Source organism: Psychrobacter sp. AOP7-C1-14, from assembly GCF_052376135.1.
Lineage (GTDB): Bacteria > Pseudomonadota > Gammaproteobacteria > Pseudomonadales > Moraxellaceae > Psychrobacter.
In genome coordinates this window covers 23140-45700 of record NZ_JBQSVH010000015.1, presented here as the reverse complement: position 1 = coordinate 45700, position 22561 = coordinate 23140, and the positions used below count along the sequence as shown (strand labels likewise).

General features: G+C 42.9%; 21 protein-coding genes. 12 read left to right on the top strand and 9 right to left on the bottom strand.

Annotated features, from left to right (window positions below):
• Positions 1 to 129: 129 nt before the first annotated feature.
• Entirely contained in the window at positions 130 to 2028 is a 1899-nt protein-coding gene (locus tag ACT3QN_RS10360; protein WP_444523472.1) for an autotransporter domain-containing protein, read from the top strand.
• A 156-nt stretch (positions 2029 to 2184) separates the two neighbouring features.
• Here ACT3QN_RS10360 and arfB read toward each other — a convergent pair whose 3' ends face one another.
• The 6 genes from arfB to ACT3QN_RS10330 form a co-directional block, all read right to left on the bottom strand.
• Entirely contained in the window at positions 2185 to 2598 is a 414-nt protein-coding gene (gene arfB, locus ACT3QN_RS10355) for an alternative ribosome rescue aminoacyl-tRNA hydrolase ArfB (protein ID WP_444523473.1), read from the bottom strand.
• Between the two features lie 61 nt (positions 2599 to 2659).
• Positions 2660 to 3502 (bottom strand): HpcH/HpaI aldolase/citrate lyase family protein, encoded by an 843-nt coding sequence (locus ACT3QN_RS10350; RefSeq protein ID WP_444523474.1) that lies wholly within the window; start codon positions 3500 to 3502, stop codon positions 2660 to 2662.
• A gap of 222 nt (positions 3503 to 3724) precedes the next feature.
• A complete protein-coding gene (locus ACT3QN_RS10345; RefSeq protein WP_444523475.1) occupies positions 3725 to 4489 on the bottom strand; it encodes an SDR family oxidoreductase in 765 nt (254 codons plus the stop codon).
• Positions 4490 to 4634: 145 nt separating this feature from the next.
• A complete protein-coding gene (locus ACT3QN_RS10340) occupies positions 4635 to 5417 on the bottom strand; it encodes an SDR family NAD(P)-dependent oxidoreductase (protein ID WP_444521500.1) in 783 nt (260 codons plus the stop codon).
• 3 nt (positions 5418 to 5420) lie between these two features.
• A complete protein-coding gene (locus ACT3QN_RS10335; RefSeq protein WP_444523476.1) occupies positions 5421 to 6428 on the bottom strand; it encodes an NADP-dependent oxidoreductase in 1008 nt (335 codons plus the stop codon).
• Between the two features lie 34 nt (positions 6429 to 6462).
• Positions 6463 to 8268 carry an acyl-CoA dehydrogenase gene (locus ACT3QN_RS10330; protein ID WP_444523477.1) on the bottom strand — a complete coding sequence of 602 codons (1806 nt, stop codon included), beginning with the start codon at positions 8266 to 8268 and terminating at the stop codon, positions 6463 to 6465.
• A 181-nt stretch (positions 8269 to 8449) separates the two neighbouring features.
• Here ACT3QN_RS10330 and ACT3QN_RS10325 point away from each other — a divergent pair, with 181 nt between their 5' ends.
• Complete coding sequence (locus ACT3QN_RS10325; RefSeq protein WP_444529204.1) at positions 8450 to 9472, top strand: GlxA family transcriptional regulator; 1023 nt, start codon at positions 8450 to 8452, stop codon at positions 9470 to 9472.
• Positions 9473 to 9512: 40 nt separating this feature from the next.
• Here ACT3QN_RS10325 and ACT3QN_RS10320 read toward each other — a convergent pair whose 3' ends face one another.
• Complete coding sequence (locus tag ACT3QN_RS10320) at positions 9513 to 10778, bottom strand: LD-carboxypeptidase (protein ID WP_444523479.1); 1266 nt, start codon at positions 10776 to 10778, stop codon at positions 9513 to 9515.
• 203 nt (positions 10779 to 10981) lie between these two features.
• On the opposite strand from ACT3QN_RS10320, the gene ACT3QN_RS10315 reads away from it, so the two are divergent.
• Positions 10982 to 11461, top strand: coding sequence for a YkvA family protein (locus ACT3QN_RS10315; protein WP_444523480.1), 480 nt, complete (start codon positions 10982 to 10984; stop codon positions 11459 to 11461).
• Positions 11462 to 11584: 123 nt separating this feature from the next.
• Here the strand turns inward: ACT3QN_RS10315 and ACT3QN_RS10310 are convergent, their stop codons facing one another.
• Together ACT3QN_RS10310 and ACT3QN_RS10305 are read right to left on the bottom strand one after the other, a co-directional pair.
• Positions 11585 to 11890, bottom strand: a complete 306-nt coding sequence (locus ACT3QN_RS10310) for a hypothetical protein (RefSeq protein WP_444523481.1) — start codon at positions 11888 to 11890, stop codon at positions 11585 to 11587.
• A gap of 92 nt (positions 11891 to 11982) precedes the next feature.
• Positions 11983 to 12483 carry a hypothetical protein gene (locus tag ACT3QN_RS10305; RefSeq protein ID WP_444529203.1) on the bottom strand — a complete coding sequence of 167 codons (501 nt, stop codon included), beginning with the start codon at positions 12481 to 12483 and terminating at the stop codon, positions 11983 to 11985.
• Between the two features lie 394 nt (positions 12484 to 12877).
• Between ACT3QN_RS10305 and dnaQ the strand changes: the two genes are divergently transcribed.
• From dnaQ to ACT3QN_RS10260, 9 genes are all read left to right on the top strand, one after another.
• On the top strand, positions 12878 to 14506 hold the full coding sequence (dnaQ, locus tag ACT3QN_RS10300; RefSeq protein WP_444523504.1) for a DNA polymerase III subunit epsilon: 1629 nt from the start codon (positions 12878 to 12880) through the stop codon (positions 14504 to 14506).
• 147 nt (positions 14507 to 14653) lie between these two features.
• A complete protein-coding gene (locus ACT3QN_RS10295) occupies positions 14654 to 16336 on the top strand; it encodes a hypothetical protein (RefSeq protein WP_444523483.1) in 1683 nt (560 codons plus the stop codon).
• Between the two features lie 229 nt (positions 16337 to 16565).
• On the top strand, positions 16566 to 17495 hold the full coding sequence (gene nudC / locus ACT3QN_RS10290; RefSeq protein WP_444523484.1) for an NAD(+) diphosphatase: 930 nt from the start codon (positions 16566 to 16568) through the stop codon (positions 17493 to 17495).
• Between the two features lie 257 nt (positions 17496 to 17752).
• Positions 17753 to 18598, top strand: coding sequence for an RnfABCDGE type electron transport complex subunit B (locus tag ACT3QN_RS10285; protein WP_444523485.1), 846 nt, complete (start codon positions 17753 to 17755; stop codon positions 18596 to 18598).
• Positions 18599 to 18718: 120 nt separating this feature from the next.
• Entirely contained in the window at positions 18719 to 19414 is a 696-nt protein-coding gene (gene nth, locus ACT3QN_RS10280; RefSeq protein WP_444523486.1) for an endonuclease III, read from the top strand.
• A 141-nt stretch (positions 19415 to 19555) separates the two neighbouring features.
• The gene (locus ACT3QN_RS10275; protein ID WP_444523487.1) at positions 19556 to 20152 is read left to right on the top strand and encodes a DJ-1/PfpI family protein; all 597 of its coding nucleotides are present in this window, start codon (positions 19556 to 19558) and stop codon (positions 20150 to 20152) included.
• A 161-nt stretch (positions 20153 to 20313) separates the two neighbouring features.
• Positions 20314 to 21480, top strand: coding sequence for a methionine adenosyltransferase (gene metK, locus ACT3QN_RS10270; protein WP_444521821.1), 1167 nt, complete (start codon positions 20314 to 20316; stop codon positions 21478 to 21480).
• A 76-nt stretch (positions 21481 to 21556) separates the two neighbouring features.
• Positions 21557 to 21916 carry a DUF3144 domain-containing protein gene (locus tag ACT3QN_RS10265; RefSeq protein ID WP_444521822.1) on the top strand — a complete coding sequence of 120 codons (360 nt, stop codon included), beginning with the start codon at positions 21557 to 21559 and terminating at the stop codon, positions 21914 to 21916.
• 233 nt (positions 21917 to 22149) lie between these two features.
• Positions 22150 to 22506: a hypothetical protein gene (locus tag ACT3QN_RS10260; protein WP_444523488.1), complete on the top strand. Its 357-nt coding sequence runs from the start codon at positions 22150 to 22152 to the stop codon at positions 22504 to 22506.
• Positions 22507 to 22561: the final 55 nt, after the last annotated feature.

Genomic DNA, 22561 nt, shown 5'->3' with positions numbered 1-22561 from the left:
TTAATGCTCTAAAGACTTATTCAAATAAGGCCATATTCTTGCAATTTCGCAATCAAAACGATTGCTAGCATTCTGAAAAGTGGTTACACTCGATTAATAAACTATTACATTGTTGACAAGGAAGTCACTATGCCTCGTAATACCTCTCGTTCTAAAGTTAGCCATACCACTCTCAAAATTTTTACTAAAAGCATGCTTGCTATCAGCCTATCTATCGCTGTTATTGCTCACGCAAATACCTATGACAGCGTTACTTTTTTTGGTGATAGCCTGACCGATGGGGGCTATTTTAGTCCCCTTACCCAAGGACCTCTAGGGTTTGAAGAATCAGGTCAGTTCACTACCAATCCTGACAATACATGGGCGACCTCATTCGCTGAGCAACTGGGCACAACATCTACCGCCAATACTTTTGATGGTAGTCAAACTGGTAATAACTATGCGATCGGCGGGGCAAGAGCAGGTGTAGATGTCACAGCTTTTGGTATTCCAGTAGCTTCTGCCAATAGCCAAGTCGATAGTTATCTTGCCAATAACAAAGTAGACCCTAATGGCCTATATGTCGTTTGGGCAGGTGCCAATGACTTGCTTGCGGCGGCTGAAAATCCTACTAATGCCCAAGCGACCATACTTGGGGCAGTAGCTAGCCAGACCGAAACGATTAATACACTAAAGGACAACGGTGCTAAATATATTTTAGTACCCAATATTCCTGATGTTGGTCTAACCCCTAGATTTACCCCAGACCCTGATCTAGAAGGTCAAAACCTTATAGATGCATTAACAGCCCAAGCATCTGCAACTGGTGCGGCCAGTCTCTACAATCAATTTATGCTCAGTGCCGCCGAAAATACTGGAGCAAATATCATACCGCTAGATATGTTTAGCTTGACAAGAGAGATCACCGCGTCGCCTGCTCAGTATGGCTTTACTAATGTGACCGATGAAGCCTGCGGTGACAACAATAGCTCCCTAACTTGTGGTCGTGACACTCTCGTAGAAACAGATGCTAACGAAACCTACTTCTTTGCGGATGGTATCCATCCAACCGGTAAAGCGCATCAAATGATTGCTGACTATGCAAATGCTGTCGTTACTGCGCCTAGCCTAATCGGTGTTTTACCACATATTGCGACCACAACTGGACTAGCAACCAATGAGCGCTTACAGTCGCACATCAATCAAACTCAAAGCAGTGAGCAAAAACCTGCCCGTACACTATGGGCCGTCGGTGAAGTCGCTAATCAAGAAATTGCAGGGTTTGATGGTGATGATAATACCCAAGTATTGCTTGGTGTGGATTTTGCTCATCCTAACTCAGCCAATGCAGTGACAGGCTTGTACGGCAACATCACCCAAAAGGACTTTGAAAACTCGGACGTCAGCACAGGTTTGAGTGATATTGATTTAGGAGAGGTCGGTTTCGGTGTATATCATAGCAATAAATTTGGTGGCTTAGAGATCAATGGTGCGGCAGGCTTTGGCAACATGGAAGTTGATGTCACACGCGCCGTTACGCTTGGCACTAGCAGACAGCAGTTCAAATCAAACGCTGATGGTAAGCGCTATTATGCCAACTTGCAGGCAGGCTATCCGATGCAAATGAGCAGTATTGCCGTCACACCTTATATTGGTGCAACAGCAAGCCGCATAAAAATTGATGGGCTCAAGGAAAAAGAAATGTCTGGCGTTGCCATGCAGTTCGATGAGCAGAAATATTCTACAACATATGGCAAGCTTGGACTCAAAGCCAATCATACCTTAACGGAGAACCTAAACTTATTTGGTGATATTCACTACCAAAAGCAGCTAAGTGACAATCGTGAAGCAGTAACCGCACGTTTGAATACACTACCAAATATCAGCTTTGAAACGCCTATCATCGAAACTGATGATGATAATGTTGCCATGACACTTGGCTTATCTAGAAGCTTTGGCCTATTGAACGCCAATGCTGGTGTCACACATTCACAAGGTGATGACGACGATTCAACCAGCTTATTCGTTGGACTTAATGGTGCATTCTAAATAAATAGTTAATCTAGAATAACGGTATAGGCAACCAACTATTGCCTATACCGATTTACAATTAAAAATTGCGACAACCTAACCTACTATCACTGATACTTTATAAACTTGCTGCCACAAAATTCCTCAACACCAAACTCTAATATAGCAAATTCTCTAAAAGTCCACTTTACCGCGCAAAGCCTTTGTTTTGCCGCGCTGAGTTTTTTTATCCACTCGTTTACGTTTGGCATTTCTACCTGGCCTGGTAGGCTTTCTGGTTTTATTGATATAAGTGGCTTTGGTTATAAAGCTTTGTAAGCGCTCAAGCGCATCTATTTTATTACGCTCTTGCGTTCGAAACTGCTGCGCTTTGATAATCAGCACACCTTCCTTGGTTATTCGGCTGGCTTTACTATTTAGCAGTCGCTGCTTGTACTCATCATTCAGACTTGAGTTATTAATATCAAAACGCAGGTGAATAGCAGAAGATACTTTGTTGACATTCTGCCCACCTGCCCCTTGCGCTCGTATGGCGCTGATTTCTACCTCATTATCATTGAGTCTAATATTGTTGTTAATAAAAATCATAATGTGCTTTTATCGAATATGAATGGCTATGGTTCATGATAAAGCATTACAGATTTACCTGCTACTTTGCCAAGAGTTGACGACTACGCTCAATCACTGGCGCATCGACCATCTCTTCATCTATCTTAAAAACTGCCTGCCCGCTTCGCTCGTATTCTTCAACCACACGCTGAGCAAATAACAGTGCCTTATCTGTCGGTTGTAATGCTTGTTGCACGATTGCCACCTGCTTGGGGTGAATACAAAGCATCCCCGACATGCCCATCTGTGACCATAGCTGCACTCGATTGCTCAATCCTACTTCATTATTGAAGTCAGGGTAAATGGTATCGATGGGCGGTGATAATTGATGCACTTTTGATGTCAGGATCAACTGATAGCGAATCTGATTGGCGATGATATCTGCAGCAGGTGTTCCTACTTGCACGTGTAGGTCATTGCACAGATCTAAGAATCCATAACTAAAGGCGGCCAAGCCGACTGCTTTTGCCATACTATCGATTTGATACAATCCAACAGCACTCTCAATCAAGGCAATCACGGGTAAATTGGTAAGCTGATGCACGCTCTCTATATCGGATATTTGCTCAGCTTTGGCTAATAACACGCCAGCCAGATTAGGCATTGTTTGACAGAGTACTATGTCTTTAAAAAATTCTTCGCTACTTGCCTTATTGATGCGAACCCAAACTGGCTGATAGTCAGCACTGTTATGATATTGCTGCAATGCTTCACGTGCCGATGCTTTATCTTCTAGCGCAACGGCATCCTCTAAATCGACAATAACTGCGTCTGCCTCACTAGCAAAAGCTTTCGCTACTCTATCAATACGAGTCGCTGGTACAAACAACCATGTTTTATTTTGAGAAATCGTTTTTATTTTTTGATTAACAACTGAATCCATGCGTAACTCCATTATATTGCCCAAGTGACTTTTAGCATCTCTATTATTTCACTATACAGCTGATGCTCATTTAAACTTAGCAATTTATTTGTTAGTGAAAAACCAAGAGTATTTAAACATTTCATCACAGAATCAAATCAAAAAAACCGCGTGAAAATAAATTTCATGCGGTTCTTAATTAACTTTTCTTGAATTTATATTCCAAGTTTTCTGATCGGCTAATTAAGCCAACATACCACCATCGACAACGATAGTCGCGCCTGTGGTATAACTTGAAGCGTCAGATACTAAGTACAACACTGTGCCAGCCATTTCATCAGGGTTCGCAACGCGCCCTAGCGGAATAGCATGCAGTGCCATATTTAAGACTTTGTCATTGGTCGTCAATGCAGAAGCAAATTTGGTATCCGTTAGGCCCGGTAATAGCGCATTTACTCGAATATTGAGTGGGCCGCATTCTTTGGCAAAGGCTTTAGTCATGCTGATGACTGCAGCTTTGGTGATTGAGTAGATGCCTTGCTTATCGCCGGCTACTAAGCCATTGACTGATGCAGTATTTAAAATGACACCGCCACCTTGCTTTTTCATCATTTTGCCAGCAGCCGTCGACATAAAGAAATAACCACGGATATTAACTTCAACTGTTTTATCAAAAGCGGCTAAGTCTGTATCTAAGATATGACCATAGTACGGATTGGCGGCAGCGTTATTGACTAGGATATCAATTTGACCAAACTCGCTTTTAATATGCTCAAAAATCGCATCAATTTGCTCCATCTCACCTACATGACAAGAAAAAGCGCTGGCTTTATGACCATCAGCTTTAATGCTATCAGCGACTGCTTGGCAAGCATCAATTTTACGGCTAGAGACAATCACATGTGCGCCTCTAGATGCCAATAGACGAGCAATAGACTCACCAATACCACGGCTGGCACCCGTTACTAGAGCAACCTTACCAGTTAAATCAAATAAATCTTTCATCATTATTCCTTATATTTTTATAAATTGTCTATTTTTGAGCATTTGTTTCTGAGCACTGCTGAATCATTGAATACGGATAATCGCTGTTAGATACAACAGCGATTATCGCGCACTGGCTAATTGAACAATGAGTACTCAACGATCGCGGTTACGCTAGCATACCACCATCTAAGGTAAAGGCATGACCATTCATGAAGCTACTTTCATCGCTGGCAAGCCACGCAATCGCATTAGAAATTTCATTAACATTTCCTAATCGGCGTAGCGGGCTGGCCTTAATTGTTGCTTGCTGCGTACGCTCATCCATAGTCGCCATGGTATTACGGACCATTGGTGTATCAATAAAGCTTGGGCATACCGCATTGAAGCGAATATTGGCGCGGGCATACTCATGGGCAGCAGACTTAGTAAGACCCATCACCCCATGTTTGGCCGCACTATAAGCTGAGATCATCGGCGCTGAACGTAGGCCTGCAATAGATGCCACATTGATCACATGGCCACCGCCATTGGGTAGCATACATTTTACGGCTGCACGCATACAGTGCCAGACACCTTTTAAATTCACGGCGATATTGCGATCAAATTCCTCTTCGCTCAGCTCATGCATGGGCGAAGGTTTGTGATCGATACCAGCATTGTTTATCACAACATCTAGGCCTCCAAGCGTCTCCACTGCAAAGTCAAATAACGCGCGTACTTCATCACCGCTAGTCACGTCCACTTTTTTGAAGGCAATACTATTACCAGCATCTTGACCTTGTTTGGCAACCGCCTCTCCCATCTCTTCTGCCATATCACCAATGACAACTTTAGCGCCGCGACTGGCTAACAATAGCGCACTTGCTGCACCGATGCCTGATGCACCGCCCGTGATCAAAATTCGTTTGCCAGCCACATCTGATGCAATTCCGTTTGTATTCAGTGTCATGATCTATCCCTCTACCTTAAGTACTAGTTTGCCGAAATTTTCACCGTTAAAGAGCATCATCAAAGTATCAGGGAACGTCTCGATACCTTCAACGATATGGTCTTTTACTTTCATATCGCCTGACTGAATCCAGCCAGCGATCTCTTTCATAGCGATTGGATATTCTTTGATATTATCAAAGACAACAATGCCTTCCATACGAGCACGGTTTACGAGTAATGATAAATAGTTCGATGGGCCTTTTACTTCTGTAGTGTTGTTGTACTGACTGATAGCCCCGCAAATAACGATACGCGCATGTAGATTAATCTGAGTAAGCACATCATTTAAGATATCACCGCCTACATTATCAAAGTACACATCAACACCGTCTGGACAGGTTTTTTTCAGTGCTTTTTTGACATCTTCATTTTTGTAATCAATTGTCGCATCAAACCCAAGCTCATCGACTAAGAATTTGCATTTCTCAGCACCGCCTGCGATACCAACGACTCGGCAGCCTTTAATTTTGGCAATCTGACCAACCAAGCTACCAACGGCACCAGCAGCTCCTGACACTACTACTGTTTCGCCTGCTTTTGGCTGACCTGTTTTTAGAAGACCAAAATACCCTGTCATACCCGGCATACCTAGTACGCCTAAGTAGTAAGAAAGTGGTGCTAAGCTTGGATCAACTTTATGCAGATTAGTACCATCACTGACGGCATATGACTGCACGCCATCGTGACCTGCGACATAATCTCCAACGGCAAATTTCTCATGTTTACTTTCAATCACTTCGCCCACAGTACCGGCGCGCATAACTTCACCAATTTGTACTGGTGCGATATAAGATTTGGCATCATTTAGCCAGCCACGCATCGCTGGATCGATAGAGATGTATTCAACCTTAATCAGTAGCTGACCATCGGTAATAGTAGGAACTTCTGTCTCGGTGTAATCCCAAGTCTCAGCACTAGGCGCGCCAACAGGTCTTGCTTTTAATCGCCATTGTTTATTTATTGCTGTCATGTCTCTTTCCTTAGAGTTGCTTTTAGAGTCGTCTTTAGAACCAATCCGCTTGCATATCAGTGCAAACTGAATTGGTGTTGGTTAAAATTTCGATGTCACGTTTAACTAATGGTAGTTCCCAATCGATGAAGTATTTGGCCGCTTGTATCTTGCCTTTATAAAAATTCTGCTGCTCAACATCTTGCGTCGTACTTAATAGCTGCTCAGCTTTACTGGCTTGGCGAATCCAAATCCAGCTCAATACAATTGAGGCAAAAATGTTCATCAGCGCTTGAGCGTTACCAGTCAGGGTCAGTGCTTCTTCTGTCTGCAAAACTTTGCCTAAATGCACAAGTACTTCATGCAACTGACCCATATAAGGCATCAGCTTACCCGCAAGCTGTGCGCTCTCAGGTGTAGTGATGCTTTCTAAATCTTGTGTAATCTCACGCTTTAGAATTTGAATACCAAGACCACCTTTTTGCCATAACTTACGGAATGACAAATCTAGCGCCTGCACACCATTTGTACCTTCATGAATAGGATTTAGACGGTTATCACGCCAAAACTGCTCAGCTTGATATTCACGCGTATAGCCTGCGCCGCCCAATACTTGAATACCTAAATCATTGGCTTTCGGGCCATACTCAGATGGCCATGCTTTTAGCACTGGCGTTAGCAGATCTAATAATTCTGTTAGCTCGTTTTTTAGCGTCTCGTCTTCACAAGTATTGATACGGTCAATGAGGTTGGAGCCGTATAAGCACAATGAGATACCACCTTCAGAGTAGGCCTTTTGCGCCAATAGCATGCGCTTTACATCACCATGCTGAATAATAGCTGTTGCATCATCTTCAGGCTTATTATTTGGCGCAATGCGACCTTGTGTACGGTCTTTGGCATAATCTAGTGAGTACTGATAGCCGCGATAGCCAATCATAGAAGCACCGAAACCAACGGCAATACGCGCTTCATTCATCATTTTGAACATATAACGTAAACCGAAATGTTCTTCGCCGATTAAATAACCATGACAGTCGCCCTCATCGCCAAAGCTCAATGCGGTAGAAGTCGCACCTCTGTAACCAAGCTTATGAATCAGACCAGTCAGGTGTACATCGTTGCGCTCGCCAACAGACAAATCATCGTTCAAGCGATACTTAGGCACGGCAAATAAAGAGATACCTTTGACACCGCCTGGACCACCTGGCACTTTGGCTAATACTAGATGCACGATATTGTCAGACAATTCATGGTCACCTGCTGAAATATAAATTTTGCTACCTTTGACACGGTACGAGCCATCATCTTGTTTTACAGCGATGGTTTTGATATCGGCAAGTGATGAACCAGCATGCGGCTCGGTCAGTGCCATAGTACCGGTGAACTCACCTGTTAGCATGCGCGGCATAAACGCTGCTTTAATCTCGTCACTAGCAAAGTGTGAGATGACGTTAATGGCCGCTGTGGTCAAAAATGGATAGGCAGTCGTTGATGGGTTGGCTGCCATAAAGTAACCTGCAACGGCTGTCATAACCGTTTCAGGCAATTGCATGCCACCGTCTTCGAAGCTGTAACGACCTGCGATAAAACCAGACTCACGGAACGCATCAAAGGCGACTTTTACATCGTTTAGCATGCAGACTTTTTTACCATCAAACTGCGGCTCGTTCTTATCTGCAATATGGTTGTGTGGCAAAAACAAATCAGTGGCAATCTTATTTGCTGTCTCCAGCACAGCATCGAATGTCTCGCGGCTATGCTCTGAAAATTTTGCATGCTCGGTGAGTGTTTCTGTACCTAGCACGTCATACAATTGGAACAGTAATTCAAAATCGTTTAGGAGGGTATCTGCGGCCATAGTATTCTCGTTAACTGATTAAATGTGGTTATCAATTGATATTAGTCTAATTTGATACATGTCCGTATTGTCATTTATGACATAATTATGGTCAAATAAGACATTAAGTGAGTATGTAATTGGCTAAAATTGACCAAATAATGGCTGTTTTGGTAAGTACAGTAAAGGAAACGAGTGACTTATGCCCTATTTCAAACCTTTTAAAATGATTATTCTTGGCTTCGATGGCGTTCTCGGCAGTGTACTCTCTGGCGCATTGGACTTGTTTTCATTCACAGGAGTCAGCTGGCAACGCTTTTCAAATGAATCTGTAGAACCACGATTTAATGTACAGATCGCAAGCTTGGGTGGTGGTGATATTAGGTGCAGCAATCGGCTAATCATGCAGGCCCACTGCGATATCAGGGACGTAACAGAGTGCGATTTATTACTTGTACCCACCATTGGAGATTCTATTGATAAAGTGTTGAAGCAAAACAGTGAGCTATTGCTACACTTAGTACGGCTTGCGAATACCAAGGCAGATATAGCAAGTAACTGTAGTGGTGCATTTTTTTTGGCAAAGGCGGGATTGTTAGATCATAAGATAGCCACCACTCACTGGGGCTATGCCAATAAGTTTAAGGCAGACTTTCCATTGGTGGACTTACAAGAAAATCAGTTTGTGACCCATTCCAGAAGCGAGTTCACCAATCAATCAGGCAATATATTCTGTGCGGCAGGCGGTAGTGCTTTTTATGATTTGGGGTTACTGTTGATTGAGCGATACTGCGGACGTGAGATTTCTACCCAAGTGGCAAAAACCCAGATTATCGATAGCAAACGAGGCAGTCAAAATAGCTACACCAATGTGACTTTGCATAAACCACATTCAGACCACGTAATCAAACAAGTACAAGAATATATTGAAGAGAACTTTCAACATTCTTTGCAGGTTAGCAGACTAGCCGCCATGGTAAATATTACCCCGCGGACTTTGAATAGGCGCTTCCAATCTTGTGTAGCAATGCGGCCGATTGAGTATATTCAGGCTGTCAGAATTGAACAAGCCAAACGCTTACTTGAACTGGGCGATGTATCAATAAAATCGCTTGCCGATCAAGTAGGTTATGATGATATCTCTTCATTTACGCGTCTATTCAAACGCGCGACAGAGCTGACGCCTAAAGAGTATCAAGATAAGTTCTCACGGTTGGCTATTTAATCATGACAGTGAATAGCAGTTAAGAGTTAGTACTGAGCGTTTAAGCGGTTTGCCACAACCTTGCTGCTTGGATAGCATCAGCCTTGATAGTTGGGTAATTGGTAAATGATAACTGGTAGCCGCCATTTGCATTAGGGGTCAGTTGGCAAGTCGCTCCTAGCGGAAAGCTGTGTTTTTTGCCAATATGGCCGAAAGGCATACCACTATAAATGGGCAGTCCTGTTAGTTCATGTAATTGGCGAATGACTGTGGCAGCATCGTAACGTTTATCGTAGCTATCCTCGCCCGTACCAGACAACGCCCCAAATACAATCGCTTGTTGGTTTTTAAAGACACCTGCGAGATATAAGTCGTATAACATGCGCTCAATACGATACGCCTGCTCGCCGACATCTTCTAAAAACACAATACCGCTATCGATACGCGGTAAATACTCACTACCTGCCAGCGCTGATACGACACTTAAGTTGCCACCCCAAATCGTACCAGTTAATGGTTTCGGCTCACCCTTTGTCAGTATGGCAGGTAGCTGCTGACTGGTTAGCGAAGCATCTTGTATGCTGATAGTTAGATTAGGATTGATTAATGCTTCAATGAATTGCTGACAGCTGACCTTATCAGGTGCAGTTTTGCCAAACTCGCTATAGAGCATTGGCGCGGCAAGCGAGCTCATTGACCCTTTTGCCAATAGCGCACATTGGATAGCCGTCACATCACTAAAGCCTGCGAGTATCGTTCCACGCTCCTTCATAATCCGTCCTAGCGTCGCCCAGTCTACCATCGGCAATATTCGCATAGCACCGTAACCACCGCGCACACCTAGTAGCAGCTTTGGCGCGGCTATCGCACCAGTAGCAAGGTTTTGAAAATCACTAGCACGTTGTGAGTCCGTGCCCGCAAAGCGTAAATACTGACGATGGGTAATAGTAGGATTTTCTACTTTAAACCCAGCACAAGCCACCCGATCTAATGCCAATTGATTGCGATCCTCACTACCACCCACATTAGAGCTGGCAAAAAGTCGTGTCTCAATCGTAGGTTTGATACAACTTGACTGCGTCAGTGATTCCTGTGACGATTGACTCTCTAACAACGAAGTTGGCAGATCATCCTTAGTCAGTTGCGAGCTATTACCAGACTCAACAGGACTGGCCGCAAACGCTTGAGAAACACCTTGGCTCGCTAACACTGCAGTACCTGCACTTACGCCGATTCGACGTAAAAACTGTCGACGGTTTAGCCCAAATATTGTTTTAGTTGCGTGATTATCTTTATCGTCGTCCCATGATTGAGTCTTAATACCCATACCTTACTGCTACCTTATCGCTTTTATTTTTATGATTTATTTGCCTAAGACTTGTAGCAACATATTGTAGACGCTTTTTCAGCGTTGATGGTTGCCTAATCTTTACCGATATTTACTTTTTCGCTACTGAGACACACAATATAGGTCGACCAAATTTGTTACTGTAAATATGAATTCATCGCAAAAAATAAAGGGCAATAATTATGTTTAACAAAAAAACTGATAAAAACAAGTCACTTGACTCTAATTTAGAATACTTACTAAGCAAAGAAGACAAGCTTAAAGAGAAGTTAGAGGACAGCGGCTATCTTGAGCCGTTTAGTGATGATTTAATGCTGTTTATGAGTCTGGTAAAAGACTACTACAAAAGTGACTACCGTAAGATTCCTTTCAAAACAATTTCAGCTGGCGCTATTGGTGCACTCTATGTCCTAAACCCGATCGACCTCATTCCTGATTCTATTCCATTTATCGGCCATATCGATGATGCGCTCGTCCTTAAATTTTGTTTAAAGCAGGCCAGAAAAGACCTGCAAAAATACAAAGAGTGGAAGCAAGAACAATCAGCTAATAAGAATAAGTTAGAAGGCAAGAACGATACTGACAAAACTCATGACGACAAGATGAGTACTGATGAGGAAAGCAGTGATGAAGCTGGTACTGACCTTAAGAAAGCTTCGTAAATACCAATGCTTTAGGTGATAAAAAAAAGCGATTAAGAAGTCGCAGTAACGAAAAAGCCACGACCGCGAATTAACTTTTCGGTCGTGGCTTTTTCGTTTTCCTGATTCATCTGTCTTTAATTTTTAATCAGGCACTTCATAATTAGCTTTTTCTGGATTCAGTCCGAACGAATAAACGAAGGTCGCAACAAGGCTATTGACAATAATGAAAGGCATATCAATCGCAGCATGACCAAGCGCATAGCGACCAAGCAGCCACGAAACGATCAACATGATAATAAAAAATGCACCCAAGTATGCCAAAATCGTGGGGTGTTTCAAGTTATAAGGCTGTTCAGTCTTGAGCTGTTTGTCCAATACATATGTCCTTACCGCCCAACCAGCTGCATAAGAGAACCCGCCTAGTACCACGTAACTGAAAAAATTCATATCGCTTAACTCTAATGGTATGACTATTTATAACAAAATACTGTTTACTAAAATAACGGCGATCAATAATGATATTTACAGTCCATGCTTATTTAAATACTGTCATCAACATTATCAATAATGAGGTTAGCATGCGGATTGGCTAAAATATCGGTATTCACCTCATCACATTCCACACGGTAAATAGTATTGGCACCTCGGTAAATATAAGACAAATATTCACTGTCTAGGAGGGGGTCAATATTGGCGTAGGCCGGTTTAACATGAGCCAGAACAAGTACTCGATCAGGACGTCCAATGACCGCATCGACATTGTCTGGATCGATAGAGAAAAACTGCGGTATATCGCTATTCTCTATCACTTCTAACGGCTCTGGACTATCCCAAACACGCTTAGCAGTGACTGGCTCTTTCATCTGCATCACCCAAGTGCCGTCCTGTTGGCTGACCCTGATCTGTGCAGGCTCATCTTGACTCACCGTATAACAACCCTCAAAGACAGACAAGTCTGCTGCAACTTCGGTGTCTGCTTGAGGACTAGTATCATTACAAGCGCTTAGAAAAATCGCGCTACTAGCAGTCACACTGAGCATTATATACGTCAGTCTCTTGTTAAATAAATTCGAGCGTAAGGACATAATAGGGTTATCCTGCAACCATGCATTAGAAACGTTTATTAAGTGTATTATTGTCAAAACACCATCAAATAGCGGATATGAAAAATACCTTGAGCATATTTGTGGCAAAGGCAGCTCTTTCACTAAAAACCAAGGCATTTCCACGAGCTTCGCTATTTTAACAGAAAACCAAGACGTTACTATTATGTTATAAGTTACCATAAGTAGTTTTATGACTTTGTGCGTCACGACTGCCCATATTTATGATAGATTTGCTATACTCGCAATGCCGTCATCATCGTTCGAATGTCGTGAACGAGATGCTCTAGTACTACCTTATGCTCACTACTTATCAGGTCAATACTCTTTTATGTCAGACAACCGTAATTCAATATCAAACACCCATAAAGACAACGTAATTGATCCATTGGCTGCTAAAATAAATACGACTGTGGCCTATACTGATGGTGCTTGCAAAGGTAATCCTGGCGCTGGCGGCTGGGGAGCACATCTCATATTTAGTGATGGTAGCACGCAAGATTTATACGGTGGCGACAAAGAAACCACTAATAATCGTATGGAACTCATGGGCGCAATACAAGCTCTGACCCATAGCCCACATGAGCAAACTCTTGAAATTTGGACCGACTCCAGCTATGTCAAAAAAGGCATTACTGAATGGATTGAAGGCTGGAAGAAAAAGGGCTGGAAAACTGCCAGCAAAAAGCCAGTCGCCAATAAAGACCTATGGCAACAATTGGATAAGCTCTGTCAACAGCGTGATGTTAGCTGGCACTGGGTTAAAGGACACGCTGGACATACTGGTAACGAAAAAGCAGACGAACTAGCAAACCTAGGTGTCACATCCAACAGCGGGCATTCAACTACAATCAGTGAAGCAGACACGGCTAAAAAAAAAGACCACATAGTGACTGGGATTGATACTGACGCTTTGCAAAAATCGTCGAGCGATGATTGGCTAAGTTTCGACCCATTGGGTTTAGATACAATAGAAGATGAGTTTGATGAAGATCTTTCAGAGACTGAGCCGCTAGTAGAAGATAATCAGAACACCACTGATAACCATCAAATGTACGAAGAGATTTCTGTAGAACCTAGTAGTCATCAAGACAATACATACAACCCGACGAGTACCAAAGATATGCCAGACGTTCAAACGCACCTAGATGATACTGTCGACAATGATATGTTGCCAAGTATAGAGTCTGATGCACCTAAGTTCGACGGGGATACCAGCCGCGCTAACCCACATTTTAAGCCTCTATTGCCTGAGCCGATACACCGCCATGAAGCAGATCGTCAGCTTATCATGGATACAGAAACCACAGGGCTTGATGCACTAAAAGGCGACCGTATCATCGAGGTCGGCATCGTGGAGTTGGTTGGGCGTAAATTTACTGGCGAAAAGCTGCATGTTTATATCAATCCGCAGCGTGGTATGGATGATGAAGTCATTCGTATTCATGGTATCTCTGAAGCATTTTTGACTGACAAACCAACCTTTGATCAAGTTGCTCAGTCTTTATATGACTTTATGGATGGCGCTGAAATTATCGCTCATAACGCTACTTTTGATATGAACTTCTTAAATATGGAGTTTGCCAAAGTTGGTCTGAATGATTTTGCCAATCGAGTGCAAGTGACTGACTCATTAGCGATGGCTAAGCAGCAATATCCTGGGCAAAAAAACACACTAGATGCTCTCGTGCGTCGCCTAGATGTTGGTAAGCAGGATCGTACTTTTCACGGGGCACTACTTGACTCAGAGATTTTAGCCGAAGTATATCTGGCGATGACTGGTGGACAGGTCACGCTCGCCATTGAAGAAGATACAGATACCGATGGTGGACAAACCGCTCATGCAAATTTCGCCAATTTAGCGAATTTATTACTAGCATCAGCAGTGGACGAAACTGCTGACCAAAGCTGGTATGCCTCTTTGGCAGAAGATTACCCTGCACTAAAAGCTAGTACATAATTATCATTTGCATTTTTATTGAACCGACATTTGTATAATTTAATCTTGATTATTACTATAAAAAGCGTTAAAACATCATTGACCAATATTTTTTAAATTGAGCTTATACCTTTGCTATTCTCATCAGTACATTATGGAAAAATATTTATGGACCAGTCTGCACAAATGAAGCTAACCGCCCCAACGCTTAGTGTTACTGATTTTAACCTACCATCACTCCATTTATTGCATGATGAGGTTGTAGCAACTCTCAAAGATACTGAAATCCATCTAGGTGAGTTCAATGATGATAGTAGTCAGGCACCTTTATTGTCAGACTCTATCGAAGTACTAAAGCAGCTGTCCTGTATTTTTAAGCTAATCTCTTTGGTCGGTGCAGAAGCGTTGAATGATGCCATTGTCGATGGTTTACAGAAACTTTATGATAATGGTGATAACAACGATACTGATTTGATCATGGATCTATCAGAAGCCATCATGACCTTAGATCGTTATGTCGAGTTTGTACTATTGACTGAATCGGTAGAGCCTACTTTACTCATACCTGTAATCAACAAGCTTAATGCACATAGTCAAAAAGCTCCTATTGAAGCAGATTATTTTTCGGCTTTTGGTCGCAGTAGTGTCATCATTGCTAATCCTGAAGGGAACTTCGAACCATTAAGCACACTCAATCTAGACACAGAGCTGCTGACCAACGCGTATCGTAGTGGGCTTGGCATTGCACTACTCAATCAAGATGGCAACATTGATTCTGCCGATCAGCAAAATTTGGATGCTATGAGTGCAGCTTGTGCATTAATCGCTTCAAATACTGATAGCCTATTTTGGCAAGCGGCGTCTGCTGCCGTGACTGATATCGCAGCAGTATTACCACTAAACCTGAGTCAAAAACACACACTCATCTACTTAGAGCAGCAATTCCAAAGCTATTTACCAGTAATGGATACCCGTTTTGCAGATTTAGTGAGCTTTGCCTGTCAACGTGATAACAAGCAAGCACAGCAATTACGTGAACAATATGCAAGTAATCATGTAGATGATGCTCAGCTTGAACAAATGAAGCGCTTTTTATTCGGTCCCAATCGCGAACTTACCGATACATTAAATACAATTATTCAAAATCAGATCAATGCTATTAAAGAAAACGTAGACAGTTATGCTCGTGGCGATTCAATCAACCCGATTGATATGCAGACAGCACAAATTATTGAAGAGTTAACTGAGCTGAGTTCAGCATTACGCCTGTTAGGTCTGTCCAATGCCGCCGATAGTCTGAGTACAGCAGCAGAAGCTGTTGATCATTGGGAGACGCCTTCCCCTGAGGATTTTGATCATTTGCTACTGGCATTAATGCATGCAGAGAACGCTACTATTGCTATGGCAGAGATGCATACACCAGGGGCAATCTATCTACCCCTGAACAATCCGCATATCTCATTGCATCAGCTTAATACGGCCAATGATACACTGATACAAGAAAGCCGAACTGCTATCGCTAGTGCTGAGCAAGCCATCAATGATTATTTGGCGGAGCCTGAGCGTGACATGCTCAATATCCAGAATATCCCTAGTATGATGCGCCAAGTAGCAGGAGCGGTACGTTTCCTACAACTGCCCACACCTGCCAGCATGTTGAGTCAACTGGCTAACTACATCGAACAACGTATCGAAAGCGGACAACGTATCGAAGACAGTACATTAGCATGCATCGCTGATGTTATCATGGCGGTCGATCATCATTTGGATGGTTTTGAGAATAACCGCCCTGTTAGTAAGCAAGCACTTGACGTTGGCCAACAAAGCTTAAGCCATCTACTTGCTGCTTAACTTTTCTCATTGTCATGTCATGGTCATTACACCTTAACCATGACATCTCATTTAAATAAAGATAATTCAAAGTAATTTAGATACAAGTTAGGTGCGTGAAAGTCCTACAGCTAGTAGGCACAATAATCCTGATAATGTATCTGATTTATATAGAATTGATGATACTTTACTCCAAATAAGTCTGTATCTACGTCGATGCGGGTTTACTTTATAATGTTTGGGATTTTATATGGCTCATGCTTTTGTACTAAGTGATGACAGTATCTTATGCGGTCAAATGCCAGATGGTTGGCGGCCTTTGCAAGTCCAATTCTCGCCCGATGGTAATGATTTGAGCGAGCGAGCGTATCAGGTTGGTCATGTAGCGTTGCACGAGAGCTTAGCACCCAGTCATTGGCTATCAGATAATAGTAATAACATTAACAACCATGCAGATGACACTGTTAATGGCTTTACCGCTCAAGCGACGCGCGCCATGACTTATGATTATGCAGTTGCTCATAATGTGACTTTGCCTATTATCGCTGAAAGTAGTGGTAACACTTTTGTTCCTTATCGAAAACTAATGGCTCACTTGCCAGTCGCCTTGTCAGATCAGATTAGCCAAGCGATACAGCTATTGAGTTGGCAAGCAGATACACAGTTTTGTAGTCGCTGTGCTAGCCCTACCGTAAATGCTAACCAGGGCGAACGCGCCATGGTTTGTCCAGTATGTCGATTGCGTCAGTATCCTCGCGTACAACCATGCGTCATCACTGCTATTACTCGGCCAAATCCAGTAACAGGTGAGATGCAAATCTTGTTGGCTCATCATCATCGTCATGGACAGCAAAATCTACCACCAATGTATGGTTTGATCGCAGGGTTCGTAGAAGTTGGAGAGAGTCTCGAACATGCCGTAGTACGTGAAGTCGCAGAAGAGGTTAATATCAGCGTGTCAGATATCCACTATGTGAGCAGTCAGCCATGGCCGTTCCCATCTAACTTAATGCTTGGTTTTCGTGCATCGTATGCCAGTGGCGATATTATCTTGCAAGAAGATGAGCTAGCACATGCTGACTTCTTTGATCTCTCAAATCTACCCAGAATTCCACCGAAGGGCAGTATCGCTCGCGATTTGATCGACCAGGTGGCTAAAGAGCAAAATATCAATTTATAACTGCGCTTATCTATGAATAAAGCATTAGGTTATAGTGTTGTGTTTTCCATCTCATCTCTTTAAAATCGCTGCTGCTATTATAAGCGCGTTACTTTAAACTTTATTTTTTAAGTAAGTAACACACTAATATAAGCAGTAAAACGCTGATAGATCACGTGCTCTTATAGACACTGTTTTACAAAGACCGTTTTCTCCATACTTTATCACTATTTATACTAATACTAACTCTTACGACTGGTATTAAGGTCCTTAATTAAATGCAAAGTAGCGCCAATATACGCTTAGTCAATCTACCTATTTTGTTTGACACATTACACATTAATACCTTGCCCGCTGACATACAGGCAAAAATTGCACGTGTAGATGCTTGTTTGCCACAGACGCAATGCGGACTATGTGAGCATCCAGATGGTTGCTTGCCGTATGCCGCTGCGATTGTATTAGATGACGAACCGTATAATAAATGCGTACCTGGTGGTCAGCCAGTCACTGACGCAATTGCTCAGACTCTCGGTATTGAGACTCAGGACACTACCTTGACGGCAGTTCCTTCACAGTGGCCAGTAGATGCTACCTCTGAGCGCCCGACCGAGGTTCGTGCTGTTATCCGTGAAGATGACTGTATCGGCTGCACCAAATGCATTCCTGCTTGCCCAGTCGATGCTATCGTCGGTACTGGCAAGCATATGCATACGATTTTTACAGATTTGTGCACGGGCTGCGAGCTGTGTATTGCACCCTGCCCTGTTGATTGCATTGACTTAGTCACGATTGATCGGGAAATATCTGAGCCTGAGCGAATAGCAGAGCAAGAGGATTTGAGACAACGCTACCACACTCATTTGAAACGTGTCACAGAACAGCTTACCGATACGAGCAATAGTAGACCCGTGGTCAGTATGGTAGAAGCCAAACTTAATAATGCAGCAAGCCAATCTCTAAGTATCAGTGAGTCGCAAGCAAAAAATACTATTGCAGCTGCCAAGCTCCGCACCAAAATTAAAAAACTGGAAAAACAGCTTAGTGTTCGTGCAAACGATAAGAAACAAGCGGAGCTCGAATCCTTACAAGCAGAGCTCGAATCATTGCAGGTAACGCAATAACGGTAATAGCTGATCATGCAGTTAATTCGTTAATAAATTGATACTTTAATCATTAACATGAATACTAGCGCTAGCATATAATTCGGTACTACCACCCACTGAAATAATAGTCAAAATGCCATGAGTAAAACGGTCAAAAATAAAACAGCTGATACGCCGCCCTCAAGAAGACTGCCCAATCGTGACGTACGTTCATTCTTCGAAAAGCTGGCAGCGATCATTGATGAGCCAGTCACTGAATTAAACTATAAAAGCAATTTTGAGCTACTCATTGCGGTTATTTTATCCGCACAGGCAACGGATGTGAGTGTCAACATTGCGACCCAGCAATTGTATCCAGTAGCTAACACACCTGAAGCAATACTGGCACTAGGCGAAGACGGTCTCAAATCTTATATCAAAAACATTGGTTTGTATAATGCCAAAGCAAAAAACGTCATCAAAACCTGCCGTGATTTGATTGAGAAATTTGATAGCACCGTTCCTGATAACCGCAAAGATTTAGAGTCACTGGCAGGTGTCGGTCGTAAAACTGCCAATGTTGTGTTAAATACTGCCTTTGGCCAGCCTACCATGGCCGTTGACACACATATCTTTCGTGTGGGCAATCGTACTGGGCTTGCCACTGGTAAAAACGTACTCATCGTCGAAAGAAAATTGGTCGAACGCATTCCCGAAGATTTCATAGTCGACGCCCATCATTATCTTATCTTACACGGCCGCTATACCTGTCAGGCTCGTACACCAAAATGCGGCGCTTGCCCTGTCTATGAAGAGTGTATGTTCAAGGATAAAGCTGCATTTCTAGAATTATAATGGCCATTGATTATTTACCGTTTAATCAATGTGCGTTTTACTTTTATAGACAGATATAATGTTGATGCTATGATTATATGATGTGGCAAGGTGCTATAACGTCTTGTCTTTATAAAAGATACTTTCAGATAAGGGTGTCACATGCATACGATTACCGCGCTAGTGTTTGATGATTTTGAAACCTTAGATTTATTCGGACCTATTGAGATGTTTGGGAGCTTACCTGAGCATTATCGTATTCAATTTACCTCGATAGCTGGTGGTATCATCCGCAGTAAGCATGGCGTACCTATGGAAACGATTGCAGTCACAGAGTTAGCGTATCAAACTGATATTATCCTAGTACCAGGCGGGTTTGGCACACGGCAGCTAGTCTACAACCCTTCCTTCTTGCAAACGCTAACAGCCCTCACCCATCAAGCTGACTGGGTACTTAGCGTCTGTACTGGTAGCGCCTTGTTGGCAAAAAGCGGTGTGTTAAACGGCAAGCGTGCCACCTCTAATAAACTGGCATGGCAATGGGTGATCTCTCAGTCGAATCAAGTTGATTGGATCAAACAAGCACGCTGGGTCATCGATGGTAAGTTTTATACTTCGTCAGGGGTTAGCGCAGGCATGGATATGGCACTTGGTTTCATCGCTGATAGACATGGCGTTGATAGAGCCCATCAAGTCGCGCAACATACTGAATTTCGTTGGCAAGAAAATAGCCATGTTGATGACTTTTACCGCCCTTAATCCATCACCAGTTACCTCTTAACACCATCCATTGCTAGAGTTTTACCTCGATACACGGTAAAATATGCTAATTTTTTGATTCCTGTTCATCTTTTCATTTAGATATATTTAATAATGACTGAGTTCGTACACTACAGTCCCTGCAATTAAGCGATCCCATTATGCGTGAATACAACTTATTTACCTCAGAATCTGTGAGCGAAGGTCATCCTGATAAAATGGCTGACCAAATATCAGACGCTATCCTTGATGCTATCTTACGTGAAGATCTGCATGCACGTGTGGCGTGCGAAACCTTGGTGAAAACAGGCGCAGTCATACTTGCAGGTGAAATCACTACAACTGCAAATATCGATTTAGAGCGCTTAGTTCGTGACACGGTAAATGGCATTGGCTATCATCATTCAGACCTAGGTTTTGACGGCGAGACTTGTGCAGTTATCAACATGCTTGGTAAGCAGTCTCCCGAAATAGCCCAAGGTGTCGATCGTAGCAACCCTGAAGAGCAAGGTGCAGGTGACCAAGGCTTGATGTTTGGTTATGCAAGTAATGAGACCGAAGTACTTATGCCAGCGCCTATCGAGTATGCCCATCGTTTGATGGAGCGTCAATCTGAGCTTCGCCGCGCAGGTGATTTGCCATGGTTACGCCCAGATGCAAAAGCACAAGTCACACTAAAATACGATGGCAACAAACCTGTAGCGATTGATGCAGTGGTACTATCAACTCAGCATGATCCTAGTATTTCACAGGCTGATCTACAAGAAGCCGTGATGGAATCCATCATCAAACAAGTGCTACCAGCTGACTTGTTGCACGCTGGCACACGCTATCATATCAACCCAACTGGTAAGTTTGTGATTGGCGGTCCTGTTGGTGATGCTGGTCTAACTGGTCGTAAAATCATTGTAGATACTTACGGCGGTATGGCACGTCACGGTGGCGGTGCATTTAGTGGTAAAGATCCTTCAAAAGTGGATCGCAGTGCTGCTTATGCGGTACGTTATGTGGCCAAAAACATCGTAGCTGCAGGACTTGCAGATCGCTGTGAAGTTCAAGTCAGTTACGCGATTGGTGTTGCTGAACCGACCTCTATCTCTGTTAATACGTTTGGTACTAGCAAAATCAGTAACGATGAGATCATTCGTCTGATTCGTACGCATTTTGATTTGCGTCCTTATGGTATTACCCGCATGCTGAACTTACTACAACCAATGTATCAGCAGACTGCTACCTTTGGGCATTTTGGTCGTCCGGGTTCAGAGACTGCCTTTACATGGGAAAAAACAGACAAAGCTGACATCTTAAAAGCAGACGCTGGTTTATAAGCGTCACTACTTTAAAACGTTTGCAAACCATTTTTATATACTAAAAACTACCGACACTTATTATTAGGAGTAGCTTATGTCTCAAGACAGCAACACTCAAGATCAAAACGTTGACACTAACATCGAAATCACCCCTGAAATGCAGGCATTCTATCAACGTGCTGACGCTATCATCGGTATCGCAAATAGCCAGCTAGGCCCTGAAGCACATTCAGGTCAAGTCGGTGCTTCTTTATTATATGCTGCAGCACGCTACAGCGCGTCAGTTGCCTCTATCGGTTTTGTCAAAGGTGATGATTTCGCCAAAGAAAAAGACGATATCGTTGAGTTTTATGTGAAGCAATATCGTCAAATGCTGAGCGACAACTTAACGGATTATGCTCAAAACTTTGATAAGTACGTGCAGCTAAATCAAGACGACAAACCAGCTGAATAAGCAATTTTTGTCAGTCTAGATACCTTTGATTTAGACATACTGTCGTAAAATCGGTATTTGAAGGCAGCAAAAAAACCCCAAGCTTAATTGAGCTTGGGGGTTTTTTGTATGAGGCGTAAGTAGATAGCCACTGATAAATGAGCTACTATAACTAACTAAACGTTTCACATCATTAAGCAAATCCATCAGCGATAACAGGACGCTATCGAATACTACTAATAAGGATATTTTTTATGAAACAAACTCTATCCAATCGCCGATTTTCCGTACTTAATCCATCTTTGTTCAAACCATCATTACTTATACTGACTTTAGCTTTAGTATTGACTGGCTGTAGCTCTATGTCTGATATCGGCACGTCTGACCATACACCTAACCCATCTAACCCTGATATTAATCAGCCAGTTGAAGAGACTTTTACTCAATGTCCGCCTGCTAACCCTGACAATAATATCTGTACGGCACAATATGAACCCGTCTGCGTGAAGACGGAAGTTGGATCAGTGATAAGCTACCGAACGGCTAGTAACGCCTGCTCAGCCTGTAATATCCCTGAGGCTATTGGTTATGTAAAAGGCGAATGCAGTTAATCTATAAGGCGGTTGTATCGAGATCTACTGTACTGAAAGCTGCTGTATTAAAATG

Coding starts and splice junctions, on each gene's coding strand:
- ACT3QN_RS10345 (WP_444523475.1), bottom strand. CDS start 4,489: ATGATGAAAGATTTATTTGATTTAACTGGTAAGGTTGCTCTAGTAACG.
- ACT3QN_RS10260 (WP_444523488.1), top strand. CDS start 22,150: ATGAAACAAACTCTATCCAATCGCCGATTTTCCGTACTTAATCCATCT.
- arfB (WP_444523473.1), bottom strand. CDS start 2,598: ATGATTTTTATTAACAACAATATTAGACTCAATGATAATGAGGTAGAA.
- ACT3QN_RS10275 (WP_444523487.1), top strand. CDS start 19,556: ATGCATACGATTACCGCGCTAGTGTTTGATGATTTTGAAACCTTAGAT.
- metK (WP_444521821.1), top strand. CDS start 20,314: ATGCGTGAATACAACTTATTTACCTCAGAATCTGTGAGCGAAGGTCAT.
- ACT3QN_RS10360 (WP_444523472.1), top strand. CDS start 130: ATGCCTCGTAATACCTCTCGTTCTAAAGTTAGCCATACCACTCTCAAA.
- ACT3QN_RS10320 (WP_444523479.1), bottom strand. CDS start 10,778: ATGGGTATTAAGACTCAATCATGGGACGACGATAAAGATAATCACGCA.
- ACT3QN_RS10295 (WP_444523483.1), top strand. CDS start 14,654: ATGGACCAGTCTGCACAAATGAAGCTAACCGCCCCAACGCTTAGTGTT.
- ACT3QN_RS10310 (WP_444523481.1), bottom strand. CDS start 11,890: ATGAATTTTTTCAGTTACGTGGTACTAGGCGGGTTCTCTTATGCAGCT.
- nth (WP_444523486.1), top strand. CDS start 18,719: ATGAGTAAAACGGTCAAAAATAAAACAGCTGATACGCCGCCCTCAAGA.
- ACT3QN_RS10265 (WP_444521822.1), top strand. CDS start 21,557: ATGTCTCAAGACAGCAACACTCAAGATCAAAACGTTGACACTAACATC.
- nudC (WP_444523484.1), top strand. CDS start 16,566: ATGGCTCATGCTTTTGTACTAAGTGATGACAGTATCTTATGCGGTCAA.
- ACT3QN_RS10325 (WP_444529204.1), top strand. CDS start 8,450: ATGCCCTATTTCAAACCTTTTAAAATGATTATTCTTGGCTTCGATGGC.
- ACT3QN_RS10315 (WP_444523480.1), top strand. CDS start 10,982: ATGTTTAACAAAAAAACTGATAAAAACAAGTCACTTGACTCTAATTTA.
- dnaQ (WP_444523504.1), top strand. CDS start 12,878: ATGTCAGACAACCGTAATTCAATATCAAACACCCATAAAGACAACGTA.
- ACT3QN_RS10350 (WP_444523474.1), bottom strand. CDS start 3,502: ATGGATTCAGTTGTTAATCAAAAAATAAAAACGATTTCTCAAAATAAA.
- ACT3QN_RS10305 (WP_444529203.1), bottom strand. CDS start 12,483: ATGCTCAGTGTGACTGCTAGTAGCGCGATTTTTCTAAGCGCTTGTAAT.
- ACT3QN_RS10330 (WP_444523477.1), bottom strand. CDS start 8,268: ATGGCCGCAGATACCCTCCTAAACGATTTTGAATTACTGTTCCAATTG.
- ACT3QN_RS10335 (WP_444523476.1), bottom strand. CDS start 6,428: ATGACAGCAATAAATAAACAATGGCGATTAAAAGCAAGACCTGTTGGC.
- ACT3QN_RS10340 (WP_444521500.1), bottom strand. CDS start 5,417: ATGACACTGAATACAAACGGAATTGCATCAGATGTGGCTGGCAAACGA.
- ACT3QN_RS10285 (WP_444523485.1), top strand. CDS start 17,753: ATGCAAAGTAGCGCCAATATACGCTTAGTCAATCTACCTATTTTGTTT.